At 52.0% G+C, this 25,731-nt stretch carries 29 protein-coding genes and 1 other annotated feature; of the genes, 12 read left to right on the top strand and 17 right to left on the bottom strand.

What is annotated here, in order from left to right; translation table 11 throughout:
- Positions 1–160: 160 nt before the first annotated feature.
- Both KJS55_RS16545 and KJS55_RS16540 read left to right on the top strand, forming a co-directional pair.
- Positions 161–670, top strand: coding sequence for a DUF4365 domain-containing protein (locus KJS55_RS16545; protein ID WP_213543893.1), 510 nt, complete (start codon positions 161–163; stop codon positions 668–670).
- Positions 667–1,806, top strand: coding sequence for a hypothetical protein (locus KJS55_RS16540; protein ID WP_213543892.1), 1,140 nt, complete (start codon positions 667–669; stop codon positions 1,804–1,806). The genes KJS55_RS16545 and KJS55_RS16540 overlap by 4 nt, the downstream gene beginning before the upstream one ends.
- A gap of 261 nt (positions 1,807–2,067) precedes the next feature.
- On the opposite strand, the gene KJS55_RS16535 is transcribed toward KJS55_RS16540, so the two are convergent.
- From KJS55_RS16535 to KJS55_RS16500, 8 genes are all read right to left on the bottom strand, one after another.
- Positions 2,068–2,304 carry a helix-turn-helix domain-containing protein gene (locus KJS55_RS16535; RefSeq protein WP_213543891.1) on the bottom strand — a complete coding sequence of 79 codons (237 nt, stop codon included), beginning with the start codon at positions 2,302–2,304 and terminating at the stop codon, positions 2,068–2,070.
- Positions 2,301–2,735, bottom strand: coding sequence for a sigma-70 family RNA polymerase sigma factor (locus tag KJS55_RS16530; protein ID WP_118033175.1), 435 nt, complete (start codon positions 2,733–2,735; stop codon positions 2,301–2,303). Before KJS55_RS16530 ends, KJS55_RS16535 begins: the two co-directional genes overlap by 4 nt.
- Before the next feature lie 471 nt (positions 2,736–3,206).
- Positions 3,207–4,217: an ABC transporter permease gene (locus KJS55_RS16525; protein WP_213543890.1), complete on the bottom strand. Its 1,011-nt coding sequence runs from the start codon at positions 4,215–4,217 to the stop codon at positions 3,207–3,209.
- A gap of 2 nt (positions 4,218–4,219) precedes the next feature.
- A complete protein-coding gene (locus tag KJS55_RS16520) occupies positions 4,220–5,212 on the bottom strand; it encodes an ABC transporter permease (protein ID WP_213543889.1) in 993 nt (330 codons plus the stop codon).
- Positions 5,212–6,060, bottom strand: coding sequence for an ABC transporter ATP-binding protein (locus KJS55_RS16515; RefSeq protein WP_195969493.1), 849 nt, complete (start codon positions 6,058–6,060; stop codon positions 5,212–5,214). Before KJS55_RS16515 ends, KJS55_RS16520 begins: the two co-directional genes overlap by 1 nt.
- Entirely contained in the window at positions 6,047–6,208 is a 162-nt protein-coding gene (locus KJS55_RS16510; protein WP_178388452.1) for a hypothetical protein, read from the bottom strand. Before KJS55_RS16510 ends, KJS55_RS16515 begins: the two co-directional genes overlap by 14 nt.
- Positions 6,209–6,379: 171 nt before the next feature.
- Positions 6,380–7,456 carry a sensor histidine kinase gene (locus tag KJS55_RS16505; protein WP_213543888.1) on the bottom strand — a complete coding sequence of 359 codons (1,077 nt, stop codon included), beginning with the start codon at positions 7,454–7,456 and terminating at the stop codon, positions 6,380–6,382.
- On the bottom strand, positions 7,453–8,121 hold the full coding sequence (locus KJS55_RS16500; protein WP_213543887.1) for a response regulator transcription factor: 669 nt from the start codon (positions 8,119–8,121) through the stop codon (positions 7,453–7,455). The genes KJS55_RS16505 and KJS55_RS16500 overlap by 4 nt, the downstream gene beginning before the upstream one ends.
- Positions 8,122–8,750: 629 nt before the next feature.
- On the opposite strand from KJS55_RS16500, the gene KJS55_RS16495 reads away from it, so the two are divergent.
- A complete protein-coding gene (locus KJS55_RS16495) occupies positions 8,751–10,403 on the top strand; it encodes a recombinase family protein (protein WP_213543886.1) in 1,653 nt (550 codons plus the stop codon).
- Between the two features lie 131 nt (positions 10,404–10,534).
- Here KJS55_RS16495 and KJS55_RS16490 read toward each other — a convergent pair whose 3' ends face one another.
- The 4 genes from KJS55_RS16490 to nth form a co-directional block, all read right to left on the bottom strand.
- Positions 10,535–10,888 carry a hypothetical protein gene (locus KJS55_RS16490; RefSeq protein ID WP_187030937.1) on the bottom strand — a complete coding sequence of 118 codons (354 nt, stop codon included), beginning with the start codon at positions 10,886–10,888 and terminating at the stop codon, positions 10,535–10,537.
- The gene (locus KJS55_RS16485) at positions 10,881–11,288 is read right to left on the bottom strand and encodes a hypothetical protein (protein ID WP_187030935.1); all 408 of its coding nucleotides are present in this window, start codon (positions 11,286–11,288) and stop codon (positions 10,881–10,883) included. Before KJS55_RS16485 ends, KJS55_RS16490 begins: the two co-directional genes overlap by 8 nt.
- 18 nt (positions 11,289–11,306) lie before the next feature.
- Entirely contained in the window at positions 11,307–11,564 is a 258-nt protein-coding gene (locus KJS55_RS16480; RefSeq protein WP_187030933.1) for a hypothetical protein, read from the bottom strand.
- Between the two features lie 94 nt (positions 11,565–11,658).
- Positions 11,659–12,294, bottom strand: coding sequence for an endonuclease III (nth, locus tag KJS55_RS16475; protein ID WP_187030931.1), 636 nt, complete (start codon positions 12,292–12,294; stop codon positions 11,659–11,661).
- Between the two features lie 131 nt (positions 12,295–12,425).
- Between nth and KJS55_RS16470 the strand changes: the two genes are divergently transcribed.
- Entirely contained in the window at positions 12,426–13,688 is a 1,263-nt protein-coding gene (locus KJS55_RS16470) for a replication-associated recombination protein A (RefSeq protein WP_187030929.1), read from the top strand.
- Here the strand turns inward: KJS55_RS16470 and KJS55_RS16465 are convergent.
- The gene (locus tag KJS55_RS16465) at positions 13,675–14,601 is read right to left on the bottom strand and encodes a S1 RNA-binding domain-containing protein (RefSeq protein WP_187030927.1); all 927 of its coding nucleotides are present in this window, start codon (positions 14,599–14,601) and stop codon (positions 13,675–13,677) included. The genes KJS55_RS16470 and KJS55_RS16465 overlap by 14 nt on opposite strands.
- Before the next feature lie 92 nt (positions 14,602–14,693).
- Between KJS55_RS16465 and KJS55_RS16460 the strand changes: the two genes are divergently transcribed.
- From KJS55_RS16460 to KJS55_RS16430, 8 genes are all read left to right on the top strand, one after another.
- On the top strand, positions 14,694–14,888 hold the full coding sequence (locus KJS55_RS16460) for a DUF951 domain-containing protein (RefSeq protein WP_187030925.1): 195 nt from the start codon (positions 14,694–14,696) through the stop codon (positions 14,886–14,888).
- Positions 14,889–15,096: 208 nt separating this feature from the next.
- A complete protein-coding gene (locus KJS55_RS17430; protein ID WP_228300596.1) occupies positions 15,097–16,134 on the top strand; it encodes a sigma-E processing peptidase SpoIIGA in 1,038 nt (345 codons plus the stop codon).
- On the top strand, positions 16,025–16,663 hold the full coding sequence (sigE, locus tag KJS55_RS16455; RefSeq protein ID WP_228300617.1) for an RNA polymerase sporulation sigma factor SigE: 639 nt from the start codon (positions 16,025–16,027) through the stop codon (positions 16,661–16,663). Before KJS55_RS17430 ends, sigE begins: the two co-directional genes overlap by 110 nt.
- Before the next feature lie 49 nt (positions 16,664–16,712).
- Positions 16,713–16,943, top strand: a binding site (T-box leader).
- A gap of 47 nt (positions 16,944–16,990) precedes the next feature.
- On the top strand, positions 16,991–17,530 hold the full coding sequence (locus KJS55_RS16450; RefSeq protein WP_187030920.1) for a GNAT family N-acetyltransferase: 540 nt from the start codon (positions 16,991–16,993) through the stop codon (positions 17,528–17,530).
- Positions 17,531–17,542: 12 nt separating this feature from the next.
- A complete protein-coding gene (locus tag KJS55_RS16445; RefSeq protein ID WP_213543885.1) occupies positions 17,543–20,194 on the top strand; it encodes a valine--tRNA ligase in 2,652 nt (883 codons plus the stop codon).
- Positions 20,195–20,837: 643 nt separating this feature from the next.
- Positions 20,838–21,143, top strand: coding sequence for an STAS domain-containing protein (locus tag KJS55_RS16440; RefSeq protein WP_187030916.1), 306 nt, complete (start codon positions 20,838–20,840; stop codon positions 21,141–21,143).
- Positions 21,144–21,157: 14 nt separating this feature from the next.
- Positions 21,158–21,607, top strand: coding sequence for an anti-sigma F factor (gene spoIIAB / locus KJS55_RS16435; protein WP_187030914.1), 450 nt, complete (start codon positions 21,158–21,160; stop codon positions 21,605–21,607).
- Positions 21,604–22,308 (top strand): sigma-70 family RNA polymerase sigma factor, encoded by a 705-nt coding sequence (locus tag KJS55_RS16430; RefSeq protein WP_187030912.1) that lies wholly within the window; start codon positions 21,604–21,606, stop codon positions 22,306–22,308. The genes spoIIAB and KJS55_RS16430 overlap by 4 nt, the downstream gene beginning before the upstream one ends.
- On the opposite strand, the gene KJS55_RS16425 is transcribed toward KJS55_RS16430, so the two are convergent.
- The 4 genes from KJS55_RS16425 to KJS55_RS16415 all read right to left on the bottom strand — a co-directional run bounded on the left by KJS55_RS16425 (position 22,196) and on the right by KJS55_RS16415 (position 25,606).
- On the bottom strand, positions 22,196–23,053 hold the full coding sequence (locus tag KJS55_RS16425; RefSeq protein ID WP_187030910.1) for a TIGR03915 family putative DNA repair protein: 858 nt from the start codon (positions 23,051–23,053) through the stop codon (positions 22,196–22,198). The genes KJS55_RS16430 and KJS55_RS16425 overlap by 113 nt on opposite strands.
- 9 nt (positions 23,054–23,062) lie before the next feature.
- A complete protein-coding gene (locus tag KJS55_RS16420; RefSeq protein WP_187030908.1) occupies positions 23,063–24,322 on the bottom strand; it encodes a putative DNA modification/repair radical SAM protein in 1,260 nt (419 codons plus the stop codon).
- Positions 24,322–24,450 (bottom strand): hypothetical protein, encoded by a 129-nt coding sequence (locus KJS55_RS17540; protein WP_256315625.1) that lies wholly within the window; start codon positions 24,448–24,450, stop codon positions 24,322–24,324. The genes KJS55_RS16420 and KJS55_RS17540 overlap by 1 nt, the downstream gene beginning before the upstream one ends.
- 130 nt (positions 24,451–24,580) lie before the next feature.
- Complete coding sequence (locus tag KJS55_RS16415; RefSeq protein WP_187030906.1) at positions 24,581–25,606, bottom strand: threonine aldolase family protein; 1,026 nt, start codon at positions 25,604–25,606, stop codon at positions 24,581–24,583.
- Between the last annotated feature and the right edge of the window lie 125 nt (positions 25,607–25,731).

Raw genomic sequence — 25,731 nt, 5'->3', positions numbered from 1 at the left:
GACAATCAGGTGCTAATAGGCGCATCACAATGATATGTGATGCGCCTATTTTTATTGGACTGATTTACTTAGGAATGGGGACACATTTTTCTCAAAGTATGTCATATTTTGTTGTGCGTATCTTGTAGATATAGTATAATGTTGGAAAGGCGGTGATTTTGTGACGGAGGCGCATACAAAAGAACTCATCAGTAAAGCGTACGTGAATGCGCTTGCTGCTCGCGTAGGCATGACAGTGGCAAATTCGTCACTGGATTATGGCTTTGATGGCACATTTAAGGACATTGAATATGATGCAGCGACCAAAGAATATGGAGAAACAGGTTTTGGAATTGACTTTCAATTAAAAGCTACCATTAATGCATCTCCTAAAAATGGAGTCATAAAGTATAGTTTGGAAGTCAAAAATTATCATAAACTGATCAAAACTCGAGTGGGAACGCCACGAATTTTAATTGTCTACTCAATGCCTCGAGAAAAAGATATGTGGTTGACTGTTAATAATGAAGAAACTTTATTGCGTAGATGTGCATGGTGGTGTTCATTAAAAGGTCACCCAGAAGTCGAAAATAAAGAACGAGTAGTAATTGATATTCCATTAGATCAGCAGTTGACGCCAGAGGTTCTTGTACAATTGATGCAAAGAGTGAAAGAGGGTGTAGCGTTATGAAAAGTTATATATACGGCATTTATAACATAACGGCAGCCTCTATGGATAGATATTTACAACTTAATGGTTGGACAAGAAATTATGATTTTGCCAATCACAATATGATGGTTTATACGAGCAGAAATAACTCTCCGAAAACCATAGCGATTCCTGCTAGTGAAGAGTTCGACGATTTTTATTCAATTGTTAGCAATGTGATTGAATTGCTACAAAAGAAGGAAAATCGCCCAGCGAATGAAATCATAAAAGACATAACTACTACTTTCATTGACCGTTTGGAAATTCGAGTTATTTCTGAAATTACGGAAGATGGGAAAATTCCTCTCGAATATGCAGCGGATTGCGTTGAGGGGTTAAAAGAACTCATTCTATATTCAGTCTGTGCGGAACAATCTGCTCGTCCTATTTGTTATCGTGCGACAGAGTATGCAAAGTCATTACTCAACAAGTTCAAACTAGCACAAACAGAAAAAGGCAGCTTTATTCTGAACGTTGATATTCAGGTTGTTGATGAAAATAATGAGCAAACTGTGTTAGACGGGTGTGAGTGTGATGTTCCAACGCCTTTTGAACACAAGGTAATCGAAAGAATAGGAACCGCTATTGGACAAGTAGACGCTATTGTTCAAAATCAATGTCAACTAAGTGAAACGGCGGAAACCGCCTTTGAAGATGGTATTACGGCCAATATGTGTGACGCGTTTTTAAAGATGCGTCCTGTTTCTGATGCAGACAAGGTTACTACAACAATTCGATTTGCTTCCTCGTTGACTAACCGAACTGGTCAAGTTAAGAGAATTGAAATGCGTGCCAATCATTTTCTTGTTATTGATGAATTATCAAAGATCTATAGAGATAAAGTTGCAATTCAAGACGTTAATCTTACAGGAATTATACGTTCGTTGTCAAAGAGAACTGAATCTGACAGTGATTTAAAAACCATTAGACTTTATACTACTTTTAATGGCTCACCGCGTACAGTAACAATTTCTCTATCAGATGCACAATATCGTATCGCTTGTGATGCTCATAGAGACGGACTTGAGGTTTCAGTATCTGGCGAACTTGACATGAGTGAACGATATTGGGTAATGAATAACGTTACAAATTTTCTGCCACTTACTCAGGGTGATTGACTGTAGAAATTTCTACGCATTTCAAACTGCATTTACAGGGGTAAGAATGGTATGGTACTTCCAGCAGCCCAACCACGCCAGAAACGCCCAGTAGTATAGGGCCTTTCTACCCTCTAAATGCGTAGGCACAAACGTCATAATAGCAGCGGGCGCAAGCGAATTTCTGCTTGCGCCCGCTTGGTTACCACACAGCAAAGGTGGAGGAAGCCGTCAAGGGCGCGGAGCGTTCATCCCGACCCTTGACGGCTTCCTTTGTCTTTGCTATTTCTTGTTTACGATGACTTCCGTGAGCTTTGCCTGCAAGCGGTGTTTCATGTATTCATCCACCCGCACATGAGGCAAACCGTCCAGATCGTAGAGTGTCCGGGTACACAGTTTATTCATGTAGCCGTCATAATATCGCAAGACACTTTCCACGGCCAGCGGATCACCGGCGCGAGCCGCCTCGATCACAGACAAGGGCAACAGTTCCCGCCCGTAGAAAGTTGGCTGCTTCATTTCGCTTTTCTCCCTCCGTCGTCCTCCAATCGTTTCCGCAATTCATTCAGGGCTTTGGTACGGTGCCGCTGAACGGCGCTGCGGGACATTCCCATAAGACGGCCAATGTTGGTGTCTGCCATAGTTGCGACATAATGCAGAATTAAAATTTGCTGCTCCTGCTCTGGCAGCTTGACAAAGGCTCCGGCCACCAGCTCATCCCGGATATGTAGGGCATAGCCAAAGGCCGAGAACACAAAGCTGTCGCTGGGGTACTCGTCCCGTGTGGAGAACTTGTCCCATTGAGCCAGGGAAATATCCTCTAAGGATATTTGGTACTTGCGGTATCTCTGCATTTCCCGCAGGTAGTCAATCGCTTCATGGTATAGAACCAGCTTGCAGTAATGGTCGAACTGACAACATTTCACATAATCAGGGGTATATTCTTTCATCTTCTCACCCCCGATCTGCGGGAGAATGAGAAGATAAAGCTGTTTTCACCACTCCTTTCATCTGTAACAATGCGGCGGCTCCAGCCCGCACCGAAGAACCGCAGGAAATAACAAAATTCGCCCGGCAGGTCAAAGACCCGCTGGGCGAAACAAAAAGCAATATGTTCTTTTCCTACATGGTATAGTACATATACACAGCCGCTTGTCCCCGCTGCCGGGGGACGGCTTTTTTTGACAGGCTAACCCCTGTCAGAATTTGTCGAAGTGGTTTTCGTTGCATGGCGGCTCCCTCCTAAAGCCGCCATGCCAGAACACGGTGCAGGGGTCGTCGAAGCAAAAAGAAACGGCGGCCTTGATCTACTCAAAACCGCCGCAGAAATGAAAAGGTCGTTGAAACATGGAATATCGCCCTGCCCCTGTCAACGGTTTTTTTCTTTCCCCGTCAGGGGCAGGTTTGCACATTATAATCAGTTAAATATGTTTTTTCTGCCGCTTAGATACAAACAGATAGAGCAAGAACCAAAGGACACAATGGAGAGCGAGAATAATGATGTCCTTAACCGCTGTTGATGCAGTTCCATTCGCCAAATCCATAATGCCCTCAAAGGTGGCGCTGGACGGGATCAGATGGCAAATGTAGGAAAGGACTTTGTTTCTTGCACCGACCAGATAATTCAGAATCGGAACCGCCATAAATACAATCATCACGATTTTAATATAAACCACACCTACCATCATGCCATCGGAGAGTTTGCCCACAAACAAACCGATCAGGGCCGACACAAATGCGGAAAGGACGATCAATGCCAGCATGACCGCCGCCCCTGTGAAAGAGAGCCGGAAACAGATTGCCGCTGTAAGAATAGCGGACAGGCAGCCGAATACAAAACCCACAAAGATTTTCTGCATCATGTACTGTCTGTGCGTCATAGGCAGGATTTCATTGATCAGCGCAACGCCATCCTCTTTTTCAGAAATAATGTTCATGGCATTAAAGGTACAGCCCATGAACATTGCCACAATCAGCGTAATGGCAATAAAGATATTCTGATAGCCCGCCATCATATCCGGGCGCTCCAATACCTGCACACTGGCCTGTGCCGCCCATTCCCTCTGCTCGTAAAGAGCCGGGAGCGTGCCTGCTGTCTGCTGAAACATATCCAGTTCATCGCCGGAAAGGATTGTCTGGATGCTGCCGTCAGCCATTTCCACGCCGATCAGGTTTGTTGACGGTTCGTTGATGGCCGCAATCAGTTCTTCCTGTGTGGGATAAACGGTGACAGTACCGTACCGTTCCAGCCATGTGTTGACTTCCGAAGTGGTGGCCTTTGCCGTTACTCCAAAATGAAATTCCCCCAATGAAGAAAGGTCAATGGAGCCGACAAAATTCAATGCCACAGCGACCACGATAGGCAGGAGAAATGACATGATACAGAACTTGTCTTTTCGGACACTTTTCAGTTGATAGATCAGTCCTTTCATTGTCAGCCCTCCTTTCCCATTTCCTTGCGGAACGCAGCTTCTACAAGGATAAAGAGTAGAATGATTGCGCCTATCGCACCGGCATAGTAGACCGGGCTTGTAGTCGGGATGCCGAAAAAGGCATTTTTTAGGCCCATATACACATGGTAAAACGGGTGATAGTCAATCCACGCCATCTTGACAGAAGTATTCGCCGCCAGAAATACCGGCGTAGCCGCAAAGAGCGCAATTACCAGATACGCCAGTGAAAATTGCTTAAAGTCCCGCAGAAGCATGGTACAGCCGAAGCCTGCCAGTGCCATAATCAAGGAGAGGATAGCGGTCTGCACCAGCACCGCAGGCAAAACCGACATCCCGCCCAGCCCCACATTGAACAGAACCATTAAGGCCGCAAAAACCAAATCGGTAATTAGAAAGAGCATGATTTTGGAGCATACAAACAGGCTCTTATGCAGTGGCATAACGGCATGGACGCGAATCACGCCCATCTGCTTTTCCTTAAACAGCACCGAAGCAATTCCCAAAAATCCAACAGCTACAATCTCAATAAAGAGAAGTTCACAGGTGATCTCCCGGCGCTGCTTCATTTCAGGACTGTTGCTGCCGACGGTTTTTGCTGTATCATTCCCATCCGGGGAAAGCAGGGACAGCGCATAGTCTGTTCTGTGTCTGTCCGCTTTTTCGGTTGCCGCATAGAACAGAACATGAGGCGTCTTGCCGCTGGCATCAATCCCGACACCGTTTGCATCACCGGCAAGGGCTGCATCCAGTTCTTCCAAAGAGGACACGGGCCGGACAAGAGAGGAAAACTCTGTCTGCGTCCCAGCCGGATCATACAGATACACATTGTAGAGCTGGGCGTCCATGAATTTCACATAGCCGAAATTGATGAACAGAGTATATAAAACAAGGGAACCCAGTGCCACCAGAAAGAATTTCCCGGACATCATCATCCGGCAGTCTTTTTTGAACAGAGAACAAAGGCTTTTCCACATTAAGACAGCCCCCTTCCCGTGTACTGGATAAAGACATCTTCCAGTGTCGGCTCCTGCGAATGGATGCTGATGATTTCATCATAGGCGAAAGGAATACCGGCTTTCAGTTCAGGCGCTTCTATGGTCTGCTCCTTTCGCTTGCCCTGATAAAGATAGGAAACCACAATGCGGTGATTGCTGTTTTTCTCTTTCAGATTTTGGGGCGTGTCCAGCGCAACAATATTTCCATTCGTGATAAACGCCACACGATCACAGAGCAGATCAGCGTCCAGCATATTGTGTGTTGTGAGAAATACCGTTGTGCCTTTTTGCCGTTCTTTCTCGATGATTTTCCGAAAAAGCACAGCGCCGGCGGGATCAAGGCCGCTGGTGGGTTCGTCCAAAAATAAAAGTTTCGGATTGCTGATCAAAGCCCTCGCCATGCTCACACGCTGCCGCATCCCTTTGGAGTAGGAGGACACCGGCTTATTGAGAAAGTCTTTCTTAAATTCCAGTTCTTCCAGCAGTTCTTTTACATCCCGCAGTTGTTCTTTGGGATAAAAGGACGCAAAATAGTTCAGATTGTCCACTGCGCTTAAATTAGCGTACAGATAAGGAAACTCAAACAGGACGCCGATCTGCTGAAAAAACTCCTGCGTCTGTGCGGTTCTCAAATCCTTTCCAAATAGGGAAACCTCGCCGCCATGCCCTTTTAAGATGCCGGTCAATATCTTTTGGGTGGTGGACTTCCCGGAACCATTCGGCCCCAAAAATCCGAAAATCTCCCCATCTGCCACAGAAAAATTCAAGCCATGTAACGCCTGCTTATCCTTTCCGTAGGAAAAAGTCAGGTTTTTAACCTCGATCATCTTCATCACCCCATTTTCCGGTCTGGTTCTTTTTCTTCTCCTGTTCCCGTTTGCTCCACCATTTCATAAACTTTACCTTGAACGGGATGCAGATCACCAGCGCTACAACAATCAAAAGCCACCAGTACCATTCCATACCTAAAAACATAATCGCTACCTCCTTTATCTGGAGGGTCACTCCCTCCTTGTGGGATAAAGGTACGAAAATGCGTTGAAGTCGGTGTGAGGTCGCTGTGAAGTTGGTGTGAAATCTTCCCGGCAGAAGAAAAGGCCCTGATCTCCATTTGGAAACCAGAGCCTATGAGAGAATATGAACTTGTTATTTTACTGTGGGGAGGGAGAAGTAAAAGGCCACGCCTCCCGGCTGATTTTCTGCGCCATAGTGTAGGTGCTGCATGGACAAGACCTGTGCAACAATGGCAAGGCCCAGCCCGGAACCGCTGTATTTGGAATTTTTATCACGATAGAATTTCGACCATATCTTTGACAGGCTTTCTTCCGGGATAGGCGGCCCCTGATTGAAGATAGAGAAGTCCCAAAGGCCGTCTTTTTCAAGCAGGGACAATCTCAAAATCCCGCCCGGCCTGTTATTTCGTTTGGCATTGATGATCAGATTATTCAAGACCTGTTCCATCCGCCCTTTGTCTGTATTGACATAGACAGGATGCTCCGGCAGTTCATATTCCAAAACAAAATCTGCGTCCGGGGTGTCGATCAGCAGCCGTCCTGCCACCGTTTCCAAAAAGTCTACAAAGTCGAACCGCTCCGGGCGGAGCTGGGTAGCCCCATTTTCCAATGCAGACAGATCAAGCAGCGTAGTGATTAAGCGGCTCATGCGTTCTGTTTCCGTTATGATGACCTCGGAATACTTTTGCCGTTTTGCTTCGTCTGTTTCGTCTTGCAATCCCTCGGCATAGGCCCGGATCACGCCCAGCGGAGTTTTCATTTCATGGGAGAGGTTGTCCACCAGTTCCTTACGCTCGGCAAGCAGTCTTTTTTTCTGCTCCACATCCTGCTCTAATTTCCGGTTGGCATCTTCCAGAGAAGAAAACGCCTGTTGCAGGTTTTCGGCCATCATGTTCAGGCTCTCCGCAAGCTGTCCAAATTCATCACGGCTTTCCACCTGGCAGGGGTGTGAAAAATTAAGCTCTGCCATGTTCCGGGCAGCTTCATTCAGTTCCGAAACCGGCTTTGTGATAAAGCGGGCCATCAGCAGATCAATGGCACAGACCAGAACCACCACAAAAGCCGACCATATCACAAAGGAAATATCGGTGTTCACTGGCAGTTTGGTGGACAATATATAAGAAGAAATCAGGGCAACGCCAATCAGTTTGGAGGCCAGCAGTATCTTCTTTCGTATGGTAAAGATGTTCATGTTTTCGTTGATCTTCATACGCTCACCTCAAATTTGTAGCCGGAACGAATCAAGGTAACAATATGCTGGCCCTCATCGCCTAATTTCTGCCGCAGGGTTTTGATATGGGTATCTACCGTCCGTGTTGTTCCCTCAAAGTCGTAGTCCCAAATCCGATTAAGCAACTGCTCTCTGCTGAATATCTGGCTGGGATTAACCATGAAGAAATGCAGTAGTTCATATTCCTTGTGGGTCAAAGTGATTTCCTGTCCATCCACAAAGACCTTATGAGATGTGGGGATGATCGTAATTTTTCCGGCGTTCATAGAATCGGTAGGCGTGATAGAGGAGCGGCGCAGCAAAGCGCCAACCTTTGCCAGTAACACTTTGGGACTGAATGGTTTGGTAATATAGTCATCGGCTCCCAGCTCATAACCTTTCAGTTTATCTTCTTCCTCGCTTTTCGCAGTCAGCATGATAATAGGGAGGTTGCTCATTTCCCTTGCCATCTTGCAGACGGAAAAACCGTCAAGGTGGGGCATCATCACATCCAGTATCATTAAGTCCATTGGATTGTTTTTCAAGATCATTAAAGCGTCCACGCCATCGTCCGCCGTAAAGCAGGAGTGACCGCCTCGCTGCATATACTCGGCAATAATGCTCTGCATATTCTTTTCATCTTCCACGATTAAAATATTTGCCATATAGAGGGGCCTCCTTTCACCTGTTTTTATTGTAGTGCTTTATTTCAGACAATACAAGAATGTATTACGGAAAACAATGCTTGTTTGAGCGTTCTGCGGTATTATTCTTGTGTAAATGCGAAAGCTGCGAAACAGAGGACTTCACATAAGGCCGCTTCTGCATAAAAAATATTTTTGACTCCCCGTTTCAGCGGGCAATTTACGTCCTTGTAAACGTATTATTGGCGAAGCAAAAAACAAGGGTTTGGGAAGCTCCCAACAGGCAAAAATCTCCGCCCCGGCAGCAGGCCGGAAACGGAGATTTTGCGGGAGTGTGGTTACACTCCCTATGCTTGCTCTGTTGTGATTCTTCCAGAAAGGACGGGAACGGAATAGAACAGAAACGAAGCCGGAAAGAGAGCGATTATCTGCCAAAACGGGGAAATCCGCTGCAAGAAACTGTCTGTTACAGGCTCGGCGGGACGGTCTATGAAGTACATACTTCCTGCGGCGGAACGGAACCGCTCTATGACAAAATGGTGCGGCTCATCCGCTCAGAAACCATCACAGATGCTGACAAAGACCACAAAGCACGGTATAATAAGGACAGCAACCTGTTTGTCGGGCGTTCATTACAGGAGGAATGAACCATGACAGCAAACACAAAATATCCCGACAACATCACCGCTTTATACGCCCGCCTGTCCCAAGAGGATGCGCTGGACGGCGAGAGCAACAGCATTGCCAACCAGAAGAAAATCCTGCTCAAATACGCAACGGACAATCATTTTTCCAATCCCACATTTTTCATTGATGACGGCGTTTCCGGTGTCACTTTCGATAGACCCGGTTGGAATGAGATGATACGCCTTGCAGAAGCGGGGAAAGTCCAGACCGTTATTGTCAAAGATATGTCCCGCATGGGGCGGGATTACCTGAAAGTGGGCTACTATACCGAGAGTTTCTTTGCGGAACGTGATATTCGATATATCGCCATCAATGACGGTGTGGACAGCGACAAGGGAGACAACGATTTTACCCCTTTTCGCAATCTGTTCAACGACTTCTACGCCCGCGATACCAGCAAGAAAATCCGTGCCGTCATGCGTGCCAAAGGAAACTCTGGGGAACACCTCTGCACCAATCCGCCCTACGGGTATATGAAAGACCCAGCGGACAAAAAGAAGTGGATTGTGGACGAGGAAGCTGCCGAGATCGTCAAGCGTATTTTTGACCTGTGCATTGCGGGAAAAGGCCCCATGCAGATTGCCAAGTTGCTGACTGCCGAACACATCCTGACTGTCAAGGCACATTATGCCCAGCGTGCCGGAAAAACGCTGCCTGAAAAACCGTATCACTGGGACCCGAAATCTGTGGCGGGGATCTTGGAGCGTCCAGAGTACACCGGCTGTACAGTGAACTTCAAGACCTATTCCAAGTCCCACAAACTGAAAAAGCGACTGCATAACGTCCCGGAAAACCAGCGGATTTTCCCCAATACACAGCCTGCCATTATTGATGAACAAGTCTTTGTGCGGGTACAAGAATTGCGGGAGAACAAGCGCCGTCCGGCCAAGCAAGCTGAACGGCAAGGGCTGTTTTCTGGCCTGCTGTACTGCGCCGATTGCGGAAGCAAACTGCATTTCGCCACAGGTAAAAACATGACGCCGCAGCAAGACTGCTATCGGTGTTCCCGGTATAAGAGCAATACAGGCGACTGTACCATGCACTTCATCCGGGAAGAAACGCTGAAACTGTTTGTTTTGCAGCGGATTTTCGATGTGACGGCGCTGTTCTTTGATGATGCTATGGCATTTGAGGAAGCCGCGAAAAAGCAGCACTTCCAAGAAGCCGAAAAAGAGGCTCAGAAACGCAAGCGTGAAATTGCCCAAGCGGAAAAGCGTATTGGCGAACTTGACCGCATTTTCAAGCGCATCTATGAGGATGACATCAGCGGGACGATCAGCCATGAACGGTTCTTGAAACTCTCCGCTGATTATGAAGCGGAACAAAGAGAACTGACAGAGCAGATTAAGACATGGCGGGAAGTGGTAGAAACCTTTGAACAGGATCGATCCGACTTTGACAGCTTTGCAGCCATTGTACGGAAATATGTAGGTATCCGGGAATTGACACCCACTATCGTCAATGAGTTTGTAAAGAAGATTATCGTCCATGCGCCGGATAAGTCCAGCGGCCACCGCAGGCAGAAGATTGAACTAGTCTGGAACTTCATTGGAGAAGTCAACCTGCCCGGCGACGATCAGACTGTGGAACGGCAAAGAAAAGACAGGACGGCATGACCTTTCAGCCATGCCGCCCTGCGACAATCAAATTACTTCCTTATAGGGGCACATCCTTATGCTTCACCCCTGTTTTTATGGTTCTATGGGAAATCGAAAAGCATCCGGAGAGGAAAAAAGATGCACCGCATTTATAGAATTAACAGCAGCCCCAGAGCTACAAGGAGCTCTTCATCGGCATCCTCCCGGAAGAGGAAGAATAGCAGCACCAGCAGCAGGAGGTCCCCTGTGTCCACATGGTCCAGGTGGAGTTGATCCAGGAAGTGACGCAGCATTCCCGTCAAACCATCAGACCAGCGGCTGCCTCCCTCTGGTGAACGCTGCTCCTGTTTGGGAGGAGACGTGTCTCCGGTGTTTGGCGGAGGAACCTGCCCGCCGCTGGGAGAGCTTCGTTCCGGACCCGTACCTGAGAAAGCAGGTGGACGATCTTCCTGTGGGATTCGAGTATACACACCGTCGTCGTTACGGATATAGCGGTTATACATGCTTGCCGCCCTCCCATTCCGACAGGAATTTTCTCCCGATGTGGAACAGCCGGGCTAATTGGAGCGCCCGCTCAATTTTCTCCTGCCGTTCGGCCTTGAGATATGGCCGCAGGGCAAATAGGAGCTGCCGCGCATTGGAGTCCTGTTGGCCGCCTAGCTCCTGAATCAGCGGCATCAGCCGCATCAGAAGTTTCGGGTCCAGCCCGCCGGTTAGAGATGAGAGCAGGTCGCCGCTTGATGCCGCTGGCGGTGTTGCTGCTGGCATTGGTGCCGGCGGCGGGGGAGAGGGCGGAGACTGCTGATCCGTATTGCCGCCAATGGACTGAGCCAGCTGCATGATCTGTGCCATGGCGTCCGGATTCGAGAGAATGCTATTGAGTTTGTCGTCAAATTCCGCCATGGCCAGCCCTGCCTTTCCTTACTTCTGCACTGCCTTGTTGATGCGCTCAATCAGCGCCGCGCCTTCCGGACTCTGCATCATCCGGTTGATCATGTCTGTTAGCTGGGCCGGATTGCCCTTGGCTGCCGCTTGGGCCGCCTGTTGGAGCCCAGCGCCCCGGTCTCCCTGGGTCAGCATCCGGATCAGCGCCTGCCCATCCTGGGACTGCATCAGGGAGCGGAGGGCGGCGGGGTTGCTTTTGAGCTGTTCGGCCAGCTTTGCCGTCATGTCGTTCATACTGCCTCCTATATACCTGTAAAGTTGTTTCAAACCAGTATATGAATGAAGAGACAAAAAAGTGCCTGCGCTTTCGCACAGGCACTTGGCTCTTTTATCTTTTTTTTCCGGTGTCGCAATCCTGCTTGAGAGGGCATTCTTGACAACGGGGGCTTCTGGCCATACAAGTATCCCGCCCAAACAGCACCATCCGGTGACAGAAATTGTTGGACTCCTCCGGGGGGATACACTCACGGAGTTGCCGCTCCACCTTGATGGGGTCCTTAGAGCCGTCCGTAATCCCCAGCTTGCCGGTGATCCGGATACAGTGGGTATCACAGACATAGGCCGGCTGGCCGAAAATGTCGCCCAGAATCAAATTTGCCGTCTTCCTTCCAACGCCGGGAAGGGCGGTCAGTTCCTCCATGGTACCGGGAACCCTGCCGCCGTGCTTTTCGATCAGCTGCTTGGCACATGCCACGATATCCCGGGCCTTTCCGTTGAAAAAGCCGCAGGAGTGGATGTATTCACCGACTTCCTTTGGGTCAGCCTCGGCAAAGCTCTCCAGCGTAGGGAAGCGGCTGTAGAGAGCCGGTGTCACCTGATTGACCCGTTCGTCGGTGCACTGGGCCGCCAGACGCACGGCGAAGAGCAGTTCGTAATCTTTTTCATACTGCAAAGAACAAAGCGAGTCTGGATAAATCCCTTTCAGCGTTTCAATAATGCGGCGCACAGCGGCTTTTGATTTCATGATCATCACCTCATGCCGACAGAATACCACAACTTTCAGCAAAAGGCCAGAGAAAAAATCATAGTAATCTGAGGTATGATATGGTATAATCATAAAATTAGATCAAATTCAGCCAAAGAGGAGAAATGGTTATGAAGCGGCCTCTGGCGGACGAAATCCGTCCCAAAACCCTGGATGAGGTAGTGGGCCAGCGGCATTTACTGGCCCCTGGCGCTGTGCTCCGCCGCCTGATTGAGAGCGGTACTGACGTCAATATGGTTTTTTACGGTCCCTCCGGCACCGGAAAGACGACCATTGCCAACATCATTGCCCAGCAGACCCATAAGACCCTCCACCGGCTCAACGCCACCACAGCCTCGCTGCAGGACATCAAGGATATCATCGCGGATGTAGGGACGCTGCTGGCTCCAGGCGGGATTCTGCTGTATCTGGATGAGATTCAGTATTTTAATAAAAAGCAGCAGCAGAGCCTGTTGGAGTTTATGGAGAACGGCTCTTTAACGCTGATTGCCTCTACCACGGAGAATCCGTATTTCTATGTCTACGGGGCGCTTCTCTCCCGCAGCACGGTGTTTGAGTTCAAGCCCGTGGCGCCGGCGGAGGTGGAACCTGCTGTGCGGCGGGCGTTGAATATGGAGCGGGAGCGGTTGGATCTGCCTGTGGAATGGGAGGATGAGGTGCCCAGGCACATCGCCACTGCCTGCGGCGGCGATGTGCGCAAGGCCATCAATGCGGTAGAGCTTCTCTGTCAGGCGGCTATTCCGGTGGACGGGAAACTCAGGCTGACGAGGGAAGATACTTTACAGGTGTCGCAGCGCAGCGCTATGCGCTATGACCGGGGCGGCGACGCCATGTATGATTTGGCCTCGGCGCTGATGAAGTCCCTCCGGGGCAGCGACCCGGACGCGGCGCTGCATTACCTGGCCCGCTTTCTGGAGGCAGGAGATCTGATCACCCCCTGTAGGCGGCTGCTGTGTTCCGCCAGTGAGGATATTGGCATGGCTTATCCCCAGGCGGTTGTCATTGTCAAAGCCTGTGTGGACGCGGCTATGCAGCTGGGCCTGCCGGAGGCACAGCTGCCCCTGGCCCAAGCCGCTGTGCTGCTTGCCACGGCGCCGAAGTCCAACAGTACCTCGGCTGGGATTGCCGCCGCCTGGGCAGACGTGAAGGCCGGCCGCACCGGGGATGTTCCCCGAGAGCTTCAAAACGTCCACGCGGACACCGCTGGTCAGGAGCGGGAGCAAGGCTACCTCTATCCACACAATTTCACCGGGCACTGGGTTCGGCAGCAGTATCTGCCGGATGCCCTGAAGGATGTCGTCTATTATCAGTACGGAGACAACAAGACCGAGCAGGCGGCTAGGACATATTGGGAGAAGATCAAGGGGCAGTAAACACTGTCTCCACGACTTTTTCACAGCCCGGAGGAGAGTAAGTCCAGCGGTCCAGCTTTCCGTCGGTGATCTGATAAGCGAGCGGGGGAATGGATTCTGTCAGCGGCAGTTTTTCGATGACCTGCAGCTTGACTTTCATTCGTTCCGGGCGGATATTCTTGATAAAGACCGATACCTCGTCACCGACCTCCAGGTCCTCGCGGCTGTCCGCAAGGCCGGAGAGATTGGGCGAGAGCTCAATGAAGCTACCGTAAGGCTTGACGCTGCGGACAATGCCGCGTACCGTCTCCCCGGGCTGGAATCGGCTGGCGTTTTCCATCCAGGTGCCTAGGAGCTCCCGATGGCTCATAGTGATCCGGCGGTTTTCCGGGTCTATCCTGTAGACTGCCGCCAGAATCTTCTGTCCCTCTTGGAACCGTTGGTTTGAGTGGTGGATGCGGGAGACGGAGATGTGCTCAATGGGCAGCATGGCAACCACACCACAGCCGATGTCCAAAAAAGCACCGAAGGATTCCAGCCGGACGACCCGACATGTGAGTACCATGCCAGGCTCTAGATGCTCTAAGAAGAACTCCATGGCTGTTTCCTGAGCGGCTCTGCGGCTGAGGAGCGCGAGCGGTGCGCCTTTCGCATCGCTTTGGAGGGAGGAGACCACAAAGCAGGTGGGCCGTCCTACCCGGGAAAGAACAGCAATCTCCCGAGTTGCGCCGCTGATCCAGGGGGCAACGGCCTCCTCTCGCGGCATTCGGGCCGCAATACCGTCTAGGGAGAAATGAAGCGTGTGGTCAGCGCCGCACCGCTGGGTGATGGCTTCTAGAATTTCACCGCTGTCCGCAGCCGCCTTGAGGGTATCGATGGTATACGCGGTGGGAGGGCGCAGGCCCTCGGGTGGGAATTGTTTGTTTTCCGGCATATGATCGCATCCTATTCTGCCGCGTCTGCGGCGTAATGTTCGCATAGGCCACTATATGCGCGAGGAAAGCATGGATTGACAGGAGGAAGTGTATGGACCTGCATCTACATGATAAGGTGGAGATGAAAAAGCCCCATCCCTGTGGAAGTACACACTGGGAGATTCTGCGGGTGGGCATGGATATCAAGCTCAAATGCTTAGGCTGCGGCCACGAGCTGATGTTACCCCGCAGCAAAGCGGAGAAGAGCATCCGTAAAATTTTGAAAGAGGAGGAAGACCATGAATAGGAAGGTAAGCAGGGCGATTGCCCTCGTACTGGTTGTGGTGATGGTCGTGGCATTAGCGGCCTCCATGATTGTGCCATACATATGAGGTCTGGGCGGGCGGCGAAAGCTGCCCGCCCTCTAGTTTACCCCCTTTTTGCGACGGCTTTTCTAAAGGGCTTGCTCTATAATAGGAGCACGCTGTCCTCTTGGACAGGGAGGGAGTGGAGCGATGACGGTGGTATACATAGACAGCGTATTTGTGCTCAATACGTTGATGGATTATCTGCTCTGTCTGGTAACAGCACGGCTGGCGGGCATTCCCCTGCGGCGCCGTCGATATCTGCTGGCTGCGCTGGCAGGTGGAGGCTATGCGGTGGCAGTGTTTTTGCCGGGATGCGGTTTTTTAGCGGCGGCGCCGGTGAAGCTTGCGGTGGGCGTTTGTGTGACTCTGATCGCCTATGGCGGGGAGGAGCATTTGGCAAGGCTGACGCTGCTGCTTTTTGCGCTCTCCTGTGCCTTGGCGGGGTGCGTGATGGCTCTGGGGGTACTGGCCGGCAGCGCGGTTCCGATGGTGAACGGAATTTTTTATACGGATGTGGATACAAAGGTTTTGCTGATTGCGGCTGGCAGTGCGGATTTGGTATTGACAGTGGTTTTTCGTGCGGCGGCACGTCACAATATAGAAGGGGAAGTGCTGACGGTGCGGATTTGCATGGAGGGAAAGACTATCAAGCTCGCGGCACTGCGGGATAATGGGAACAGCCTACGAGAGCCTATGGGAGGCCGTCCGGTTCTAGTGTTGGCTTATGGGGCACTGGACACCGTTTTACCGCGGCCGGTCCGGCAGATTCTCACGCGGGAGAGGCTGGGGCGACCCACAGAGCTGCTGGAGCCATTGATGGCAGCCATGCCTGGTCTGCGGCCGCGCCTGTTACCCTACCACGCAGTGGGGACAGACAGTGGGTTCTTGCTGGTTATCCGGACGGATTGGGTGGAGGTGGGCGGTATATGCTACCAGGGCGCGCCCGTGGCGCTGGCCCCTTCTGCGTTGGGATCAGGTTATGCGGCCCTTTGGGGCGGCGAAGTGAGAAAGGGAGGCAGGTATGGACGTCAACATTTTGCAATGGCTGCTGAGAAAGCTGGGACTGACACCACCCATTCATTATATCGGCGGCAGCGATACACTTCCACCGCCTCTGAGCAAGGAGCGGGAAGCGGAACTTCTCAAGCACATGGAGGAGGAGAGCGCCCGGCAGGAGCTGATTGAACATAATTTGCGGTTGGTGGTATACATCGCAAGACGCTTTGAGAATACAGGAATCAATATCGAGGACTTGATCTCGATTGGGACGATTGGCTTGATTAAGGCGGTGGGCACCTATCGGGCGGATAAAAATATCAAGCTGGCGACATATGCCTCACGGTGTATTGAGAATGAAATCCTCATGTACCTGCGGAAAAATGCTAACCGGAGAGGAGAGGTGTCCTTTGATGAGCCCTTAAACACGGATTGGGATGGCAATGAGCTGCTGCTCTCGGATGTGCTGGGGACTGATGCAGATGTTGTTATGCGCCCCATTGAGGAAGATGTGGACCGCAGCCTTTTGGCAGCGGCGATTGATCTGCTCTCACCCAGAGAAAAACAGATTATTACCATGCGCTTTGGACTGGGCGGCGGAAACGAGCAGACCCAAAAGGAAGTGGCGGATCAGCTAGGAATTTCCCAGAGCTATATCTCCCGGCTGGAAAAGCGCATTATTTCCAGGCTGAAAAAGGAAATTTTACGGATGAGCTGACGCTTGACAATCCAAACTGGGTATATTATACTGACGGAAGTATATCAGAAGAACTGCTGAGATGGGGAGCAGTACCCGGTTTGCGAAAGCCAAGAGAGGGCGCGGTTGGTGAGAGCGCTCGCGCAGCAGCCGGCGAAGTCGCCCCGGAGCACCGGAGCTGAAACGGACAAGTAAGCTACGGCGGAAGTCCCTCCGTTATCGGGAAGGGCGTGCTGCGCCCATAAGTGCGGGAATTTCCCGAATTCAGGTGGTACCACGGATGATTTTGTCCGCCCTGAGCCAAAAGGCTCAGGGCGTTTTTTGATATACCGTAGCGGAGGGGACGAGATGGAGATACAGCTGGAGACGGCAAAAGCAGAGCACCTGGAACAATATGAGGAAATTCTCCGCGCTGGGCGGAGATTTCAGCAGGAGCAAGGGTTTATTCAGTGGACGGAAAACTACCCAAACCGGGACACGATTCTGGAGGATATCCGGTTCCAGAGAGGCTATGCTTTGCTGGTGGACGGAGCCATCGCGGGCTATCTCTGCATTGATTTTGCAGGTGAGCCTGCCTATGAGAACATTGACGGAGCCTGGCGGACCGCGGGGCCCTATGCGGTAGTGCACCGGCTGGCACTCAGCAGCGACTTCCGGGGAAGAGGGCTGGGAGATGCGGCGTTTCGCCTGGCGGGGGAGTTGTGCCTTGCCAGAGAGAGTTGCAGCCTCCGCGCGGATACAGGCTTTGACAACCGAAGGATGCAGCATATCCTTGTCAAAAACGGCTTTGAGAAGTGCGGCGTGATTTCCTACCAGGGAAGCCCCAGACTTGCGTATGAGAAGACCGATCTAGCAGATTCCATGCAGAAACAGATTGCTTTAGAATAGGAGAATGCCAAGATGAACAAAGAACTGCCAAAGGTGTATGAACCGCAGCAGGTGGAAGAGCGCATCTATGCGATGTGGGAGCAGGGCGGCTGCTTTAACGGAGACCCTGATCCCGCGAAAAAGCCCTTTTCCATTGTCATGCCGCCCCCCAATGTAACGGGGCAGCTCCACATGGGTCACGCCATGGACTGCACCCTCCAGGACATCCTGACCCGCTTTAAGCGGATGCAGGGCTACTCCACACTCTGGGTTCCTGGCACTGATCACGCCGGCATCGCTACCCAGATCAAGGTGGAAGAGGAGCTGCGCACCAAGGAGGGCCTGACCCGCTATGACCTGGGGCGGGAGAAGTTCCTCCAGCGGGTATGGAAGTGGAAGGAGACCTATGGCGGGCGAATCGTTGCCCAGCAGAAAAAGATGGGCGTTTCCTGTGACTGGAGCCGAGCCCGCTTCACCATGGACGAGGGCTGCTCCAAAGCGGTGCGGGAGACCTTCTGCGAGCTGTATGATAAGGGGCTCATCTACAAGGGAAGCCGAATTATCAATTGGTGTCCCCACTGTGTCACCGCCCTCTCCGACGCGGAGGTGGAGTATGTGGACAAGCCTGGTCATCTCTGGCATATTCGCTACCCTCTCTCTGATGGCTCCGGGGATCTGGTGGTGGCCACCACCCGGCCTGAGACGATGATGGGAGACACCGGCGTTGCCGTGAACCCGGAGGACGAGCGGTTTCAGCACCTGGTCGGAAAGACCTGCATCCTGCCCATCATGAACCGGGAGATTCCCATTGTGGCAGACGACTACGTGGAGCTGGGCTTTGGAACCGGCGCAGTGAAGATGACCCCCGCCCACGATCCCAATGACTTTGAGGTGGGCCAGCGGCACCATCTGGAGATGATCCGCTGCATCGGCGACGATGGCAGAATCAATGAAAACGGCGGACCTTACCATGGAATGGACCGCTATGAGTGCCGCAAGCAGATCGTGAAGGACCTGGAGGAACAGGGGTATCTTGTGAAGACGGAAGCTTACAACCACAACGTCGGCACCTGCTACCGCTGCCATAACGACGTGGAGCCGCTGATCTCCGCCCAGTGGTTTGTCAAGATGGAGCCGCTGGCGAAAGAGGCTCTTCGGGTGGTGCGGGACGGTGAGGTGAAGTTCGTCCCGGAGCGCTTTTCCAAGACCTATATCAACTGGATGGAAAATGTCCATGACTGGTGTATCTCCCGGCAGCTCTGGTGGGGGCATCAGATTCCTGCTTGGTATTGCGACGACTGCGGCCATATCAATGTCTCTCGAGAAGACCCGACGGCATGTGCCAAGTGCGGTTCCACCCACCTGACCCGGGACAGCGACGTGCTGGACACCTGGTTCTCCTCCGCCCTGTGGCCCTTCTCCACCTTGGGCTGGCCTGATAAGACCGGGGATTTGGACTTCTACTATCCAACATCCGTGATGGTCACTGGCTATGATATTATTTTCTTCTGGGTGGCTCGGATGATCTTCTCTGGCTGTGAGCAGATGAAAGAGATTCCTTTCCACACAGTCCTGATCCACGGTTTGGTGCGGGATGACAAGGGCCGTAAAATGTCCAAGTCCCTGGGCAATGGCATTGACCCGCTGGAAATCGCGGAGAAGTACGGCGCCGACGCACTGCGCTTTAACCTCATTACCGGCAACAGCCCCGGAAACGACATGCGCTTCTATACAGAAAAATGCGAGGCCATGCGGAACTTCGCAAACAAGGTCTGGAACGCCAGCCGGTTTGTGATGATGAATTTGACCATAGACCAGTATCGTCTGCCTGCTGCGGAGGAGTTGGCCGCAGAGGACAAGTGGGTGCTCTCTAAGCTGAACACCCTGGTACGGGATGTTACGGAGAACCTGGATGTCTATGAGATCGGGGTGGCCTCCGCCAAGGTCTATGACTTCCTTTGGGACACCTATTGCGACTGGTATATTGAGCTGACCAAAACCCGGCTGAATGGAGAAGATACAGGTGGCAGCTTGGCGGCCCAGAATGTGCTGTGCTACGTTTTGGTAGAGCTTTTGAAGTTGCTGCATCCCTTCATGCCCTTCATCACGGAGGAGATTTTCCAGGCACTGCCCCGACAGGCTGGCGGCGCTGAGACTCGCTTTCTCATGACCAGCCGGTGGCCGGAGTATCAGCAAAGCTTGTGCTTCCCTGCAGAGGAGGCGGCCATAGAGGCTGTGATGGACACCATCAAAGCCATTCGCGCCCGCCGTTCAGAGATGAACGTACCACCCTCCCGGAAGGCGGAGGTGCTGCTGGTGACAGCCTCTCCGGAGATCTACACCCAGGGACTGCACTTCATTCAGCGTCTGGCCTACGCCAGTGAGATCTCTTTTGCGGAGGCAGCGCCAACGGATCTCTCTGGGCAGGTCACTGTTGTCACCCATAATGCCACGGTTTATATGCCGCTGAGTGAGCTGGTGGACATCCAGGCGGAGCTGGAACGAATTGCCAAGGAGCGGGAGAAAGCAGAAAACGGCCTGCGCCTGGTGGAGCAGAAGCTCTCCAACGAGAAGTTTGTCTCTCGGGCGCCAGAGGCAGTGGTCAACGCAGAAAAGGAGAAGGCAGCCAAATATCGTGAATTGATCGTCAAGCTGGAGGAATCCGCCAAAGCAATGCAGGCATAAGAAAAACCATCGTCCCCGCGTTTACGCGGGGACGATGGTTCCCTATGTTAGAGTGTAAAAATTTTTCATGGTACTGTTGGCTTGAGTGGACGGGCACAGAGGAGTTACTTTTGTATCATGACAGTATTGGTGGTATCACTACCAGAAGCGAATCTTGTCTGCTGGGAACAGTTTGAGGTAGGCGGCTTCGTTACAGCCCGCATCTGAAGAGAGGCGCCGCTGGACACTGAGAGCAGCATACCTCGGGCTGGGGAAGTCCAGGAAAATATCGCCGGAACTGCGAACACTTGGATTTGCTAAAAAATCCAAGACCGTAGTGGAATCAGAAGGGAAGCGGGGGGCTGAAAACTCTTTAAATCCCCGCCGAAAGGCAAAAATATAGAAAATTATGGATTCCCTTCAACTTTTCGACAGAATGCCAAAATGGAACATGCTATGATCACCGTAAGGTAAAGTACCTTACGGTGATTTTCATATATAGCATAGAAAACCGGTATACACATGATGATGGGAATCTATGACCAGAGATATGAAATGGTGAGTGAGGCACACAGAGATATTCACACGTCACTGCGGCTTTACAGCGTAGGCATGTGAATGGAGATACCCATTTGGGTAAATACACACGGAAGAGGAATCAGTCATGGAAATGCAAGCAACAAGTGCAGACAGAAATCTTCTGCTGGAGTTTCGTGGAGAATTAGACCATCACGGCGCAAGGAATGCCCTGCGGGAACTGGAGATGGCAGTAGATGCGGCGCTGCCAAAGGTCCTGGTACTGGACATGTCCGGTATTACATTTATGGACAGCTCTGGCATTGCCTTGATTCTGCGGGCACAGCAACGAATGCAGCTTTTGGACGGAAGCATTCTGGTCTGCAATGTGCCGGCTCAGGCGCGCCGGGTTTTAGATGCAGCCGGAATTGGACGGCTGGTTACGATTAAATGAGGGAGGTTTACATAATGAAAGTCAAAGCAATCAATGAAGTCACCCTGGAATTTCCAAGCCGAAGCAGCAACGAGGGATTTGCCCGTTCTGCAGTTGCCTGCTTTGCCGCACAGCTTGACCCAACTCTCAATGAATTAGAGGATATCAAAACCTCCGTCAGTGAAGCGGTGACAAACGCCATCGTTCATGCATATCCAGATGATCTCGGAAAGGTACTGCTTAAGGTCAGGATTTGTCCGGGCAATGTGCTTGAAATCACTGTGCGGGACCATGGGCGGGGAATCCCGGATGTAGAAAAAGCGCGACAGCCCATGTTTACCACTGGCGGTGCAGAGCGCAGCGGTATGGGCTTTACAATCATGGAGAGCTTCATGGACCAGCTGAGCGTTCGTTCCGCAGCGGGAAAGGGGACAACTGTCGTCATGAAAAAGCGCCTGGCGTCCCGCGTGAAAGCGGCCAAATGAGTGCCACACTGGAACTGCTTCGGGAGGCGCAAAAAGGCAACCGGGATGCCTGCGAACAGGTTGTTCTTGAAAATAACGGCTTGATCTGGAGTGTGGTGCGGCGGTACTATGGACGAGGTGTGGAGCCGGATGACCTCTATCAGTTGGGATGTTTGGGATTTCTAAAAGCAGTGCAGGGCTTTGACTTTGACTATGGAACCTGTTTTTCCACCTATGCCGTACCCAAAATTGCTGGTGAGATTCGGCGTTTTTTGCGGGACGATGGTACAGTAAAAGTCGGACGTGTCATCAGGGAGCAAGCTCAAACACTTTACAGCGCGAGAGAACGCCTGAGACATCAGTTTGGGCGGGAACCTACTCTCTCTGAGCTGTCCGAAGCCACCGGATTCATGCCTGAGGAAATTGCTCAGATTGAATTGGCAACAGACACACCGGAATCCCTGCAGCAGGAAACCGCAGATGGACTGACTCTGGAAGGGACCTTGGGGACAGAGGCTCCTGAGGAAGGACTGGTTGAGCGCATCGCCCTGCGGGAAGCTATCGACGCTCTGCCGGAGAAGGAGCGAATGACCATTTTACTCCGCTATTTCAAGGGGATGACACAGGAGCAGACGGCCCGTGTTCTGGGGGTATCTCAGGTGCAGATATCCCGGCTGGAGCGCAGGGGCTTGAAACGGCTGCGGGAGAGTGTTGGACCGTGAAATAGCTCTCATTCTGAAATTCTGTCATTGTGCGCCAATAGCGCTTTGGCATATTGGTCATCCGGCATTTAGGGTTTTCACGCTCTGGAATGGCAATGGTATCATAGAAGCGTTTCCAGAGAATGCGGTAGCGGGCTTCCGTTTCATCTGGCGGCGCCATATGAAAGACCTCCAGGGGGCGGATTGTGGACTTTCCGGCTGCATAAAACAACGCTTCCCGGTGGGTGCGGTCATAGATGAAAAAGGCTTCGTTTTGATATCGGGTACAAAAATGCTTCCGTAGAAGAGGCAGAACACGATTCTTGGGCTCAATTTCGCTGCCAAGAACACCTCCTAGTTCGGAAAAGCGCACAAATCCTTTGAGCAGGTGAGCCTCGCCGTTCAGGTGGCGCACTGCGGAGAGAATGGGGTACATGGTCTCATCGGAAAAGTTCCGCAGGAACCCGGGGCCATCCTGCAGGAGCTTTGCAACCAGGCGGTATAAACACAGCTCCTTATCCGGCAGGCAGGTGAGGAACCCTTTGCGCAGCAAATCCAGTGCATCAGGGGAACAGGCTGCCACCTTTCTCAGAACGCGCTTGGCGTGGTCGTGGTTTGTCTGGACAGTACGGGAGGGGAACAGTGTCGGTACTGCGTCCTCAGTGCAAAAAATGGCAGTGGGGCTCTCCCGATAGGCATAGCTGTCAAAGATACAAGAGAGCAGCCCATCAAAGCTGCCGTCATAATCATAAATCATTTCTGTCATAGAATCACCTTAGGCACTGTCAAACAGGGAAAGCTGCACCATCTCCTGCTGGGGCAGCAGAGGTCGCTCTGCTGCGATCAGGCTTCGCAGCAAACTGTCCGGAGTAAACCGCAGGCCCTCCGTCATTTGCCCGGAAGCTGTCAGGAAATACTGGGCACGTTTCATGACGACTCCCAGTTTTTTGAGGTGCTCCGTATGGAGCGGTCCCACGCGCCTAGCCGCCAGGATGCGTCTGGCGGAAACCACACCTATGCCGGGAATGCGTAGAAGAGTCTCATAATCTGCCGTGTTGACCTCGACCGGAAAGAAATCCAAATGAGCCAGAGCCCAGCTACATTTTGGGTCTACCCTGGGGTCAAAATCCTGGTTTTGCTCATCCAGCAGTTCCTCAGCCCGGAAACCATAAAACCGCAGCAGCCAGTCCGCCTGGTAAAGCCGGTGTTCTCGTAGTAAAGGGGGCTTGCTGTCCGGCAATAAGGCGTGCTCTACTACCGGCACGTAGGCGGAGTAGAACACGCGTTTGAGACGGTAGCGGTCGTATAAACCCTGTGTCAGACGCAAAATATGGAAATCAGAGTCCGGCGTAGCGCCCACGATCAGCTGAGTGCTCTGCCCGGCCGGTGCAAATTTGGGGGCATGGCGGTACTTGACCAATTCCTCTCGGTTTTGCCGGCTCCGCACCTGAATCTGACGCATGGGAGCCAGAATGGCTCCCTTTGTTTTTTCCGGTGCCAGCGTTCGCAACCCTGCCTCCGACGGCAGCTCAATATTCACGCTGAGCCGGTCCGCCAACAGACCCAATTGCTCCACCAGCTCTGGTGCAGTTCCTGGAATGGTCTTGGCGTGGATATATCCATTAAAGCGGTATTGCTCCCGCAAAAGCCGCAGAGCGCGGATCATCAGCTCAGTGGTATAGTCTGGGGAGCGGAAGACGCCAGAGGAGAGGAACAGTCCCTCAATATAGTTCCGGCGATAAAACTGGATTGTCAGATCTGCCAGTTCCTCCGGCGTAAAGGCTGCCCTCCGGGTATCATTGCTGCGGCGGTTGACGCAGTATTTACAGTCATAGATACAGCGGTTGGTTAGCAGGACCTTCAGCAGTGTCACGCACCGCCCGTCTGCGGAAAAGGAATGGCAGCACCCTGCCACGGAAGACGAAGTGTTGCCCACATACCCTACTTTGGACCCGCGATTGCCACCGCTGGAGGTGCAGGCTGCGTCATACTTGGCGGCATCAGTTAGGATGGTCAGCTTGTCCAGGACATCCATCAGCAGCTGCGGGTCCTCCGGCGGCAATGCCGGGTGGGACGCTCAATGGCATCCACAATCCGGAAAAGCTGGGCGGTCAAAAAAGCCACACCTATCAGAATCAAGAAGAGTGTCCAACCAGTCATCATACATACCTCCTGTATCGAACTTTTGTTCTGCGACTATTTTAGCTCGAACAATTGTTCTTGTCAAGCATAAAATCGAACAAAATTTCGATTCCTGAAAAGGGACAAAAAAAGAGACGGCAAAGCCGTCTCTTTATTCTTTGCAATCGGCCAGACTTTGGAGAAAGGTGTTTACTGCATCTTCCGGAGTTGCCCAGCTGGTCACAAGCCGAATACAGGTTTGATCTGGCCCCTCCGCGTGGTCAACTTCAAAGCGATATCCCGCAGCTTGCAGGCCTTTGACAACCGAATTCGGCAGTACGGGGAACTGCTGATTAGTGGGGGAGGGCAGCGGGAACGCGCAGCCCAAAGCGGACAGCCCATCCCGCAGGCGGAAGGCCATCTCGTTAGCGCGGCGGGCCAGCTCCCAGTAAAGCCCGTCTTTCAGCAGGGCCTGAAACTGCAATCCCAACAGCCGGCCTTTCGCCAAGACCGCGCCCCGCTGTTTCATGTGCCAACGGAAGCGGTCGTGTGGAAGTGTCATCACTAGGGCCTCCCCAAAAAGGGCGCCATTTTTCGTGCCGCCGATATAGAACGCATCTGTCAGCGCTGCCAGGTCCGACAGAGTGAGATCACTCTCCGGCGATGTAAGGGCTGAGCCCAGCCGTGCGCCGTCCAAATAGAGAAGGAGACCGTGAGTGTCACAGCAATCCCGCAGGGCGACGAGCTCGGCTTTGGTATAAACCGTGCCTACCTCGGTAGAGTCTGAGAGATAGACCAGCCGTGGCTCAACCATATGTTCGGTGCTGTGGCTGGCCAGGACGTTCTCAATCTCAGCAGGTGTCAGCTTACCGTCCTCCGTGGGAACGGTGCAGACCTTGTGACCGGCGGCCTCAATGGCACCAGTCTCATGAACGCAGATATGGCCGGTCTGGGCGGCGATCACCGCCTCATAGGACTGGAGCAGAGCAGAAATGGTCACTAGGTTCGTCTGGGTACCGCCTACAAAAAAATGGACACCGGCTCCAGGCGCACCGCAGAGCTCACGGATCAGTGACCGAGCGGCTTCGCAGTACGGGTCCAGACCGTAGCCTACAGTCTGCTCCAAATTGCTGTCAAGAAGAGCCTGGAGAACTTGAGGGTGGGCGCCTTCGCTGTAATCGTTACGGAAACTGTACATAGATTTTCACCACTTTGTTACAATTTTGATGTTGCAATCATAGCGCGCATCCTGTATAAATGCAAGGGTAGAAAGTGGTATTTTTTTGGAAACGGGGAATACTGAATAGGGAACTTTTTCAAGAC

The sequence above is a fragment of the Pusillibacter faecalis genome (assembly GCF_018408705.1).
Classification (GTDB): Bacteria; Bacillota; Clostridia; order Oscillospirales; family Oscillospiraceae; genus Oscillibacter; species Oscillibacter faecalis.
The sequence above is the reverse complement of the archived record's forward strand: the minus strand, read 5'-3'. Positions and strand labels throughout refer to the sequence as shown.

Bases quoted from the DNA above. Each gene is read 5' to 3' on its own strand.
- KJS55_RS17540 (WP_256315625.1), bottom strand. From the start codon at position 24,450: ATGATGACTGGTTGGACACTCTTCTTGATTCTGATAGGTGTGGCTTTT.
- KJS55_RS16485 (WP_187030935.1), bottom strand. From the start codon at position 11,288: ATGGCGGAATTTGACGACAAACTCAATAGCATTCTCTCGAATCCGGAC.
- KJS55_RS16420 (WP_187030908.1), bottom strand. From the start codon at position 24,322: ATGGATGTCCTGGACAAGCTGACCATCCTAACTGATGCCGCCAAGTAT.
- KJS55_RS16470 (WP_187030929.1), top strand. From the start codon at position 12,426: ATGAAGCGGCCTCTGGCGGACGAAATCCGTCCCAAAACCCTGGATGAG.
- KJS55_RS16445 (WP_213543885.1), top strand. From the start codon at position 17,543: ATGAACAAAGAACTGCCAAAGGTGTATGAACCGCAGCAGGTGGAAGAG.
- KJS55_RS16460 (WP_187030925.1), top strand. From the start codon at position 14,694: ATGGACCTGCATCTACATGATAAGGTGGAGATGAAAAAGCCCCATCCC.
- KJS55_RS16510 (WP_178388452.1), bottom strand. From the start codon at position 6,208: ATGTTTTTAGGTATGGAATGGTACTGGTGGCTTTTGATTGTTGTAGCG.
- KJS55_RS16495 (WP_213543886.1), top strand. From the start codon at position 8,751: ATGACAGCAAACACAAAATATCCCGACAACATCACCGCTTTATACGCC.
- KJS55_RS16450 (WP_187030920.1), top strand. From the start codon at position 16,991: ATGGAGATACAGCTGGAGACGGCAAAAGCAGAGCACCTGGAACAATAT.
- KJS55_RS16415 (WP_187030906.1), bottom strand. From the start codon at position 25,606: ATGTACAGTTTCCGTAACGATTACAGCGAAGGCGCCCACCCTCAAGTT.
- KJS55_RS16535 (WP_213543891.1), bottom strand. From the start codon at position 2,304: ATGAAGCAGCCAACTTTCTACGGGCGGGAACTGTTGCCCTTGTCTGTG.
- KJS55_RS16465 (WP_187030927.1), bottom strand. From the start codon at position 14,601: ATGCCGGAAAACAAACAATTCCCACCCGAGGGCCTGCGCCCTCCCACC.
- KJS55_RS16540 (WP_213543892.1), top strand. From the start codon at position 667: ATGAAAAGTTATATATACGGCATTTATAACATAACGGCAGCCTCTATG.
- KJS55_RS16500 (WP_213543887.1), bottom strand. From the start codon at position 8,121: ATGGCAAATATTTTAATCGTGGAAGATGAAAAGAATATGCAGAGCATT.
- KJS55_RS16440 (WP_187030916.1), top strand. From the start codon at position 20,838: ATGGAAATGCAAGCAACAAGTGCAGACAGAAATCTTCTGCTGGAGTTT.
- nth (WP_187030931.1), bottom strand. From the start codon at position 12,294: ATGAAATCAAAAGCCGCTGTGCGCCGCATTATTGAAACGCTGAAAGGG.
- KJS55_RS16530 (WP_118033175.1), bottom strand. From the start codon at position 2,735: ATGAAAGAATATACCCCTGATTATGTGAAATGTTGTCAGTTCGACCAT.
- KJS55_RS16480 (WP_187030933.1), bottom strand. From the start codon at position 11,564: ATGAACGACATGACGGCAAAGCTGGCCGAACAGCTCAAAAGCAACCCC.
- KJS55_RS16430 (WP_187030912.1), top strand. From the start codon at position 21,604: ATGAGTGCCACACTGGAACTGCTTCGGGAGGCGCAAAAAGGCAACCGG.
- KJS55_RS17430 (WP_228300596.1), top strand. From the start codon at position 15,097: ATGACGGTGGTATACATAGACAGCGTATTTGTGCTCAATACGTTGATG.
- KJS55_RS16520 (WP_213543889.1), bottom strand. From the start codon at position 5,212: ATGTGGAAAAGCCTTTGTTCTCTGTTCAAAAAAGACTGCCGGATGATG.
- KJS55_RS16490 (WP_187030937.1), bottom strand. From the start codon at position 10,888: ATGTATAACCGCTATATCCGTAACGACGACGGTGTGTATACTCGAATC.
- spoIIAB (WP_187030914.1), top strand. From the start codon at position 21,158: ATGAAAGTCAAAGCAATCAATGAAGTCACCCTGGAATTTCCAAGCCGA.
- KJS55_RS16425 (WP_187030910.1), bottom strand. From the start codon at position 23,053: ATGACAGAAATGATTTATGATTATGACGGCAGCTTTGATGGGCTGCTC.
- KJS55_RS16505 (WP_213543888.1), bottom strand. From the start codon at position 7,456: ATGAAGATCAACGAAAACATGAACATCTTTACCATACGAAAGAAGATA.
- KJS55_RS16515 (WP_195969493.1), bottom strand. From the start codon at position 6,060: ATGATCGAGGTTAAAAACCTGACTTTTTCCTACGGAAAGGATAAGCAG.
- KJS55_RS16525 (WP_213543890.1), bottom strand. From the start codon at position 4,217: ATGAAAGGACTGATCTATCAACTGAAAAGTGTCCGAAAAGACAAGTTC.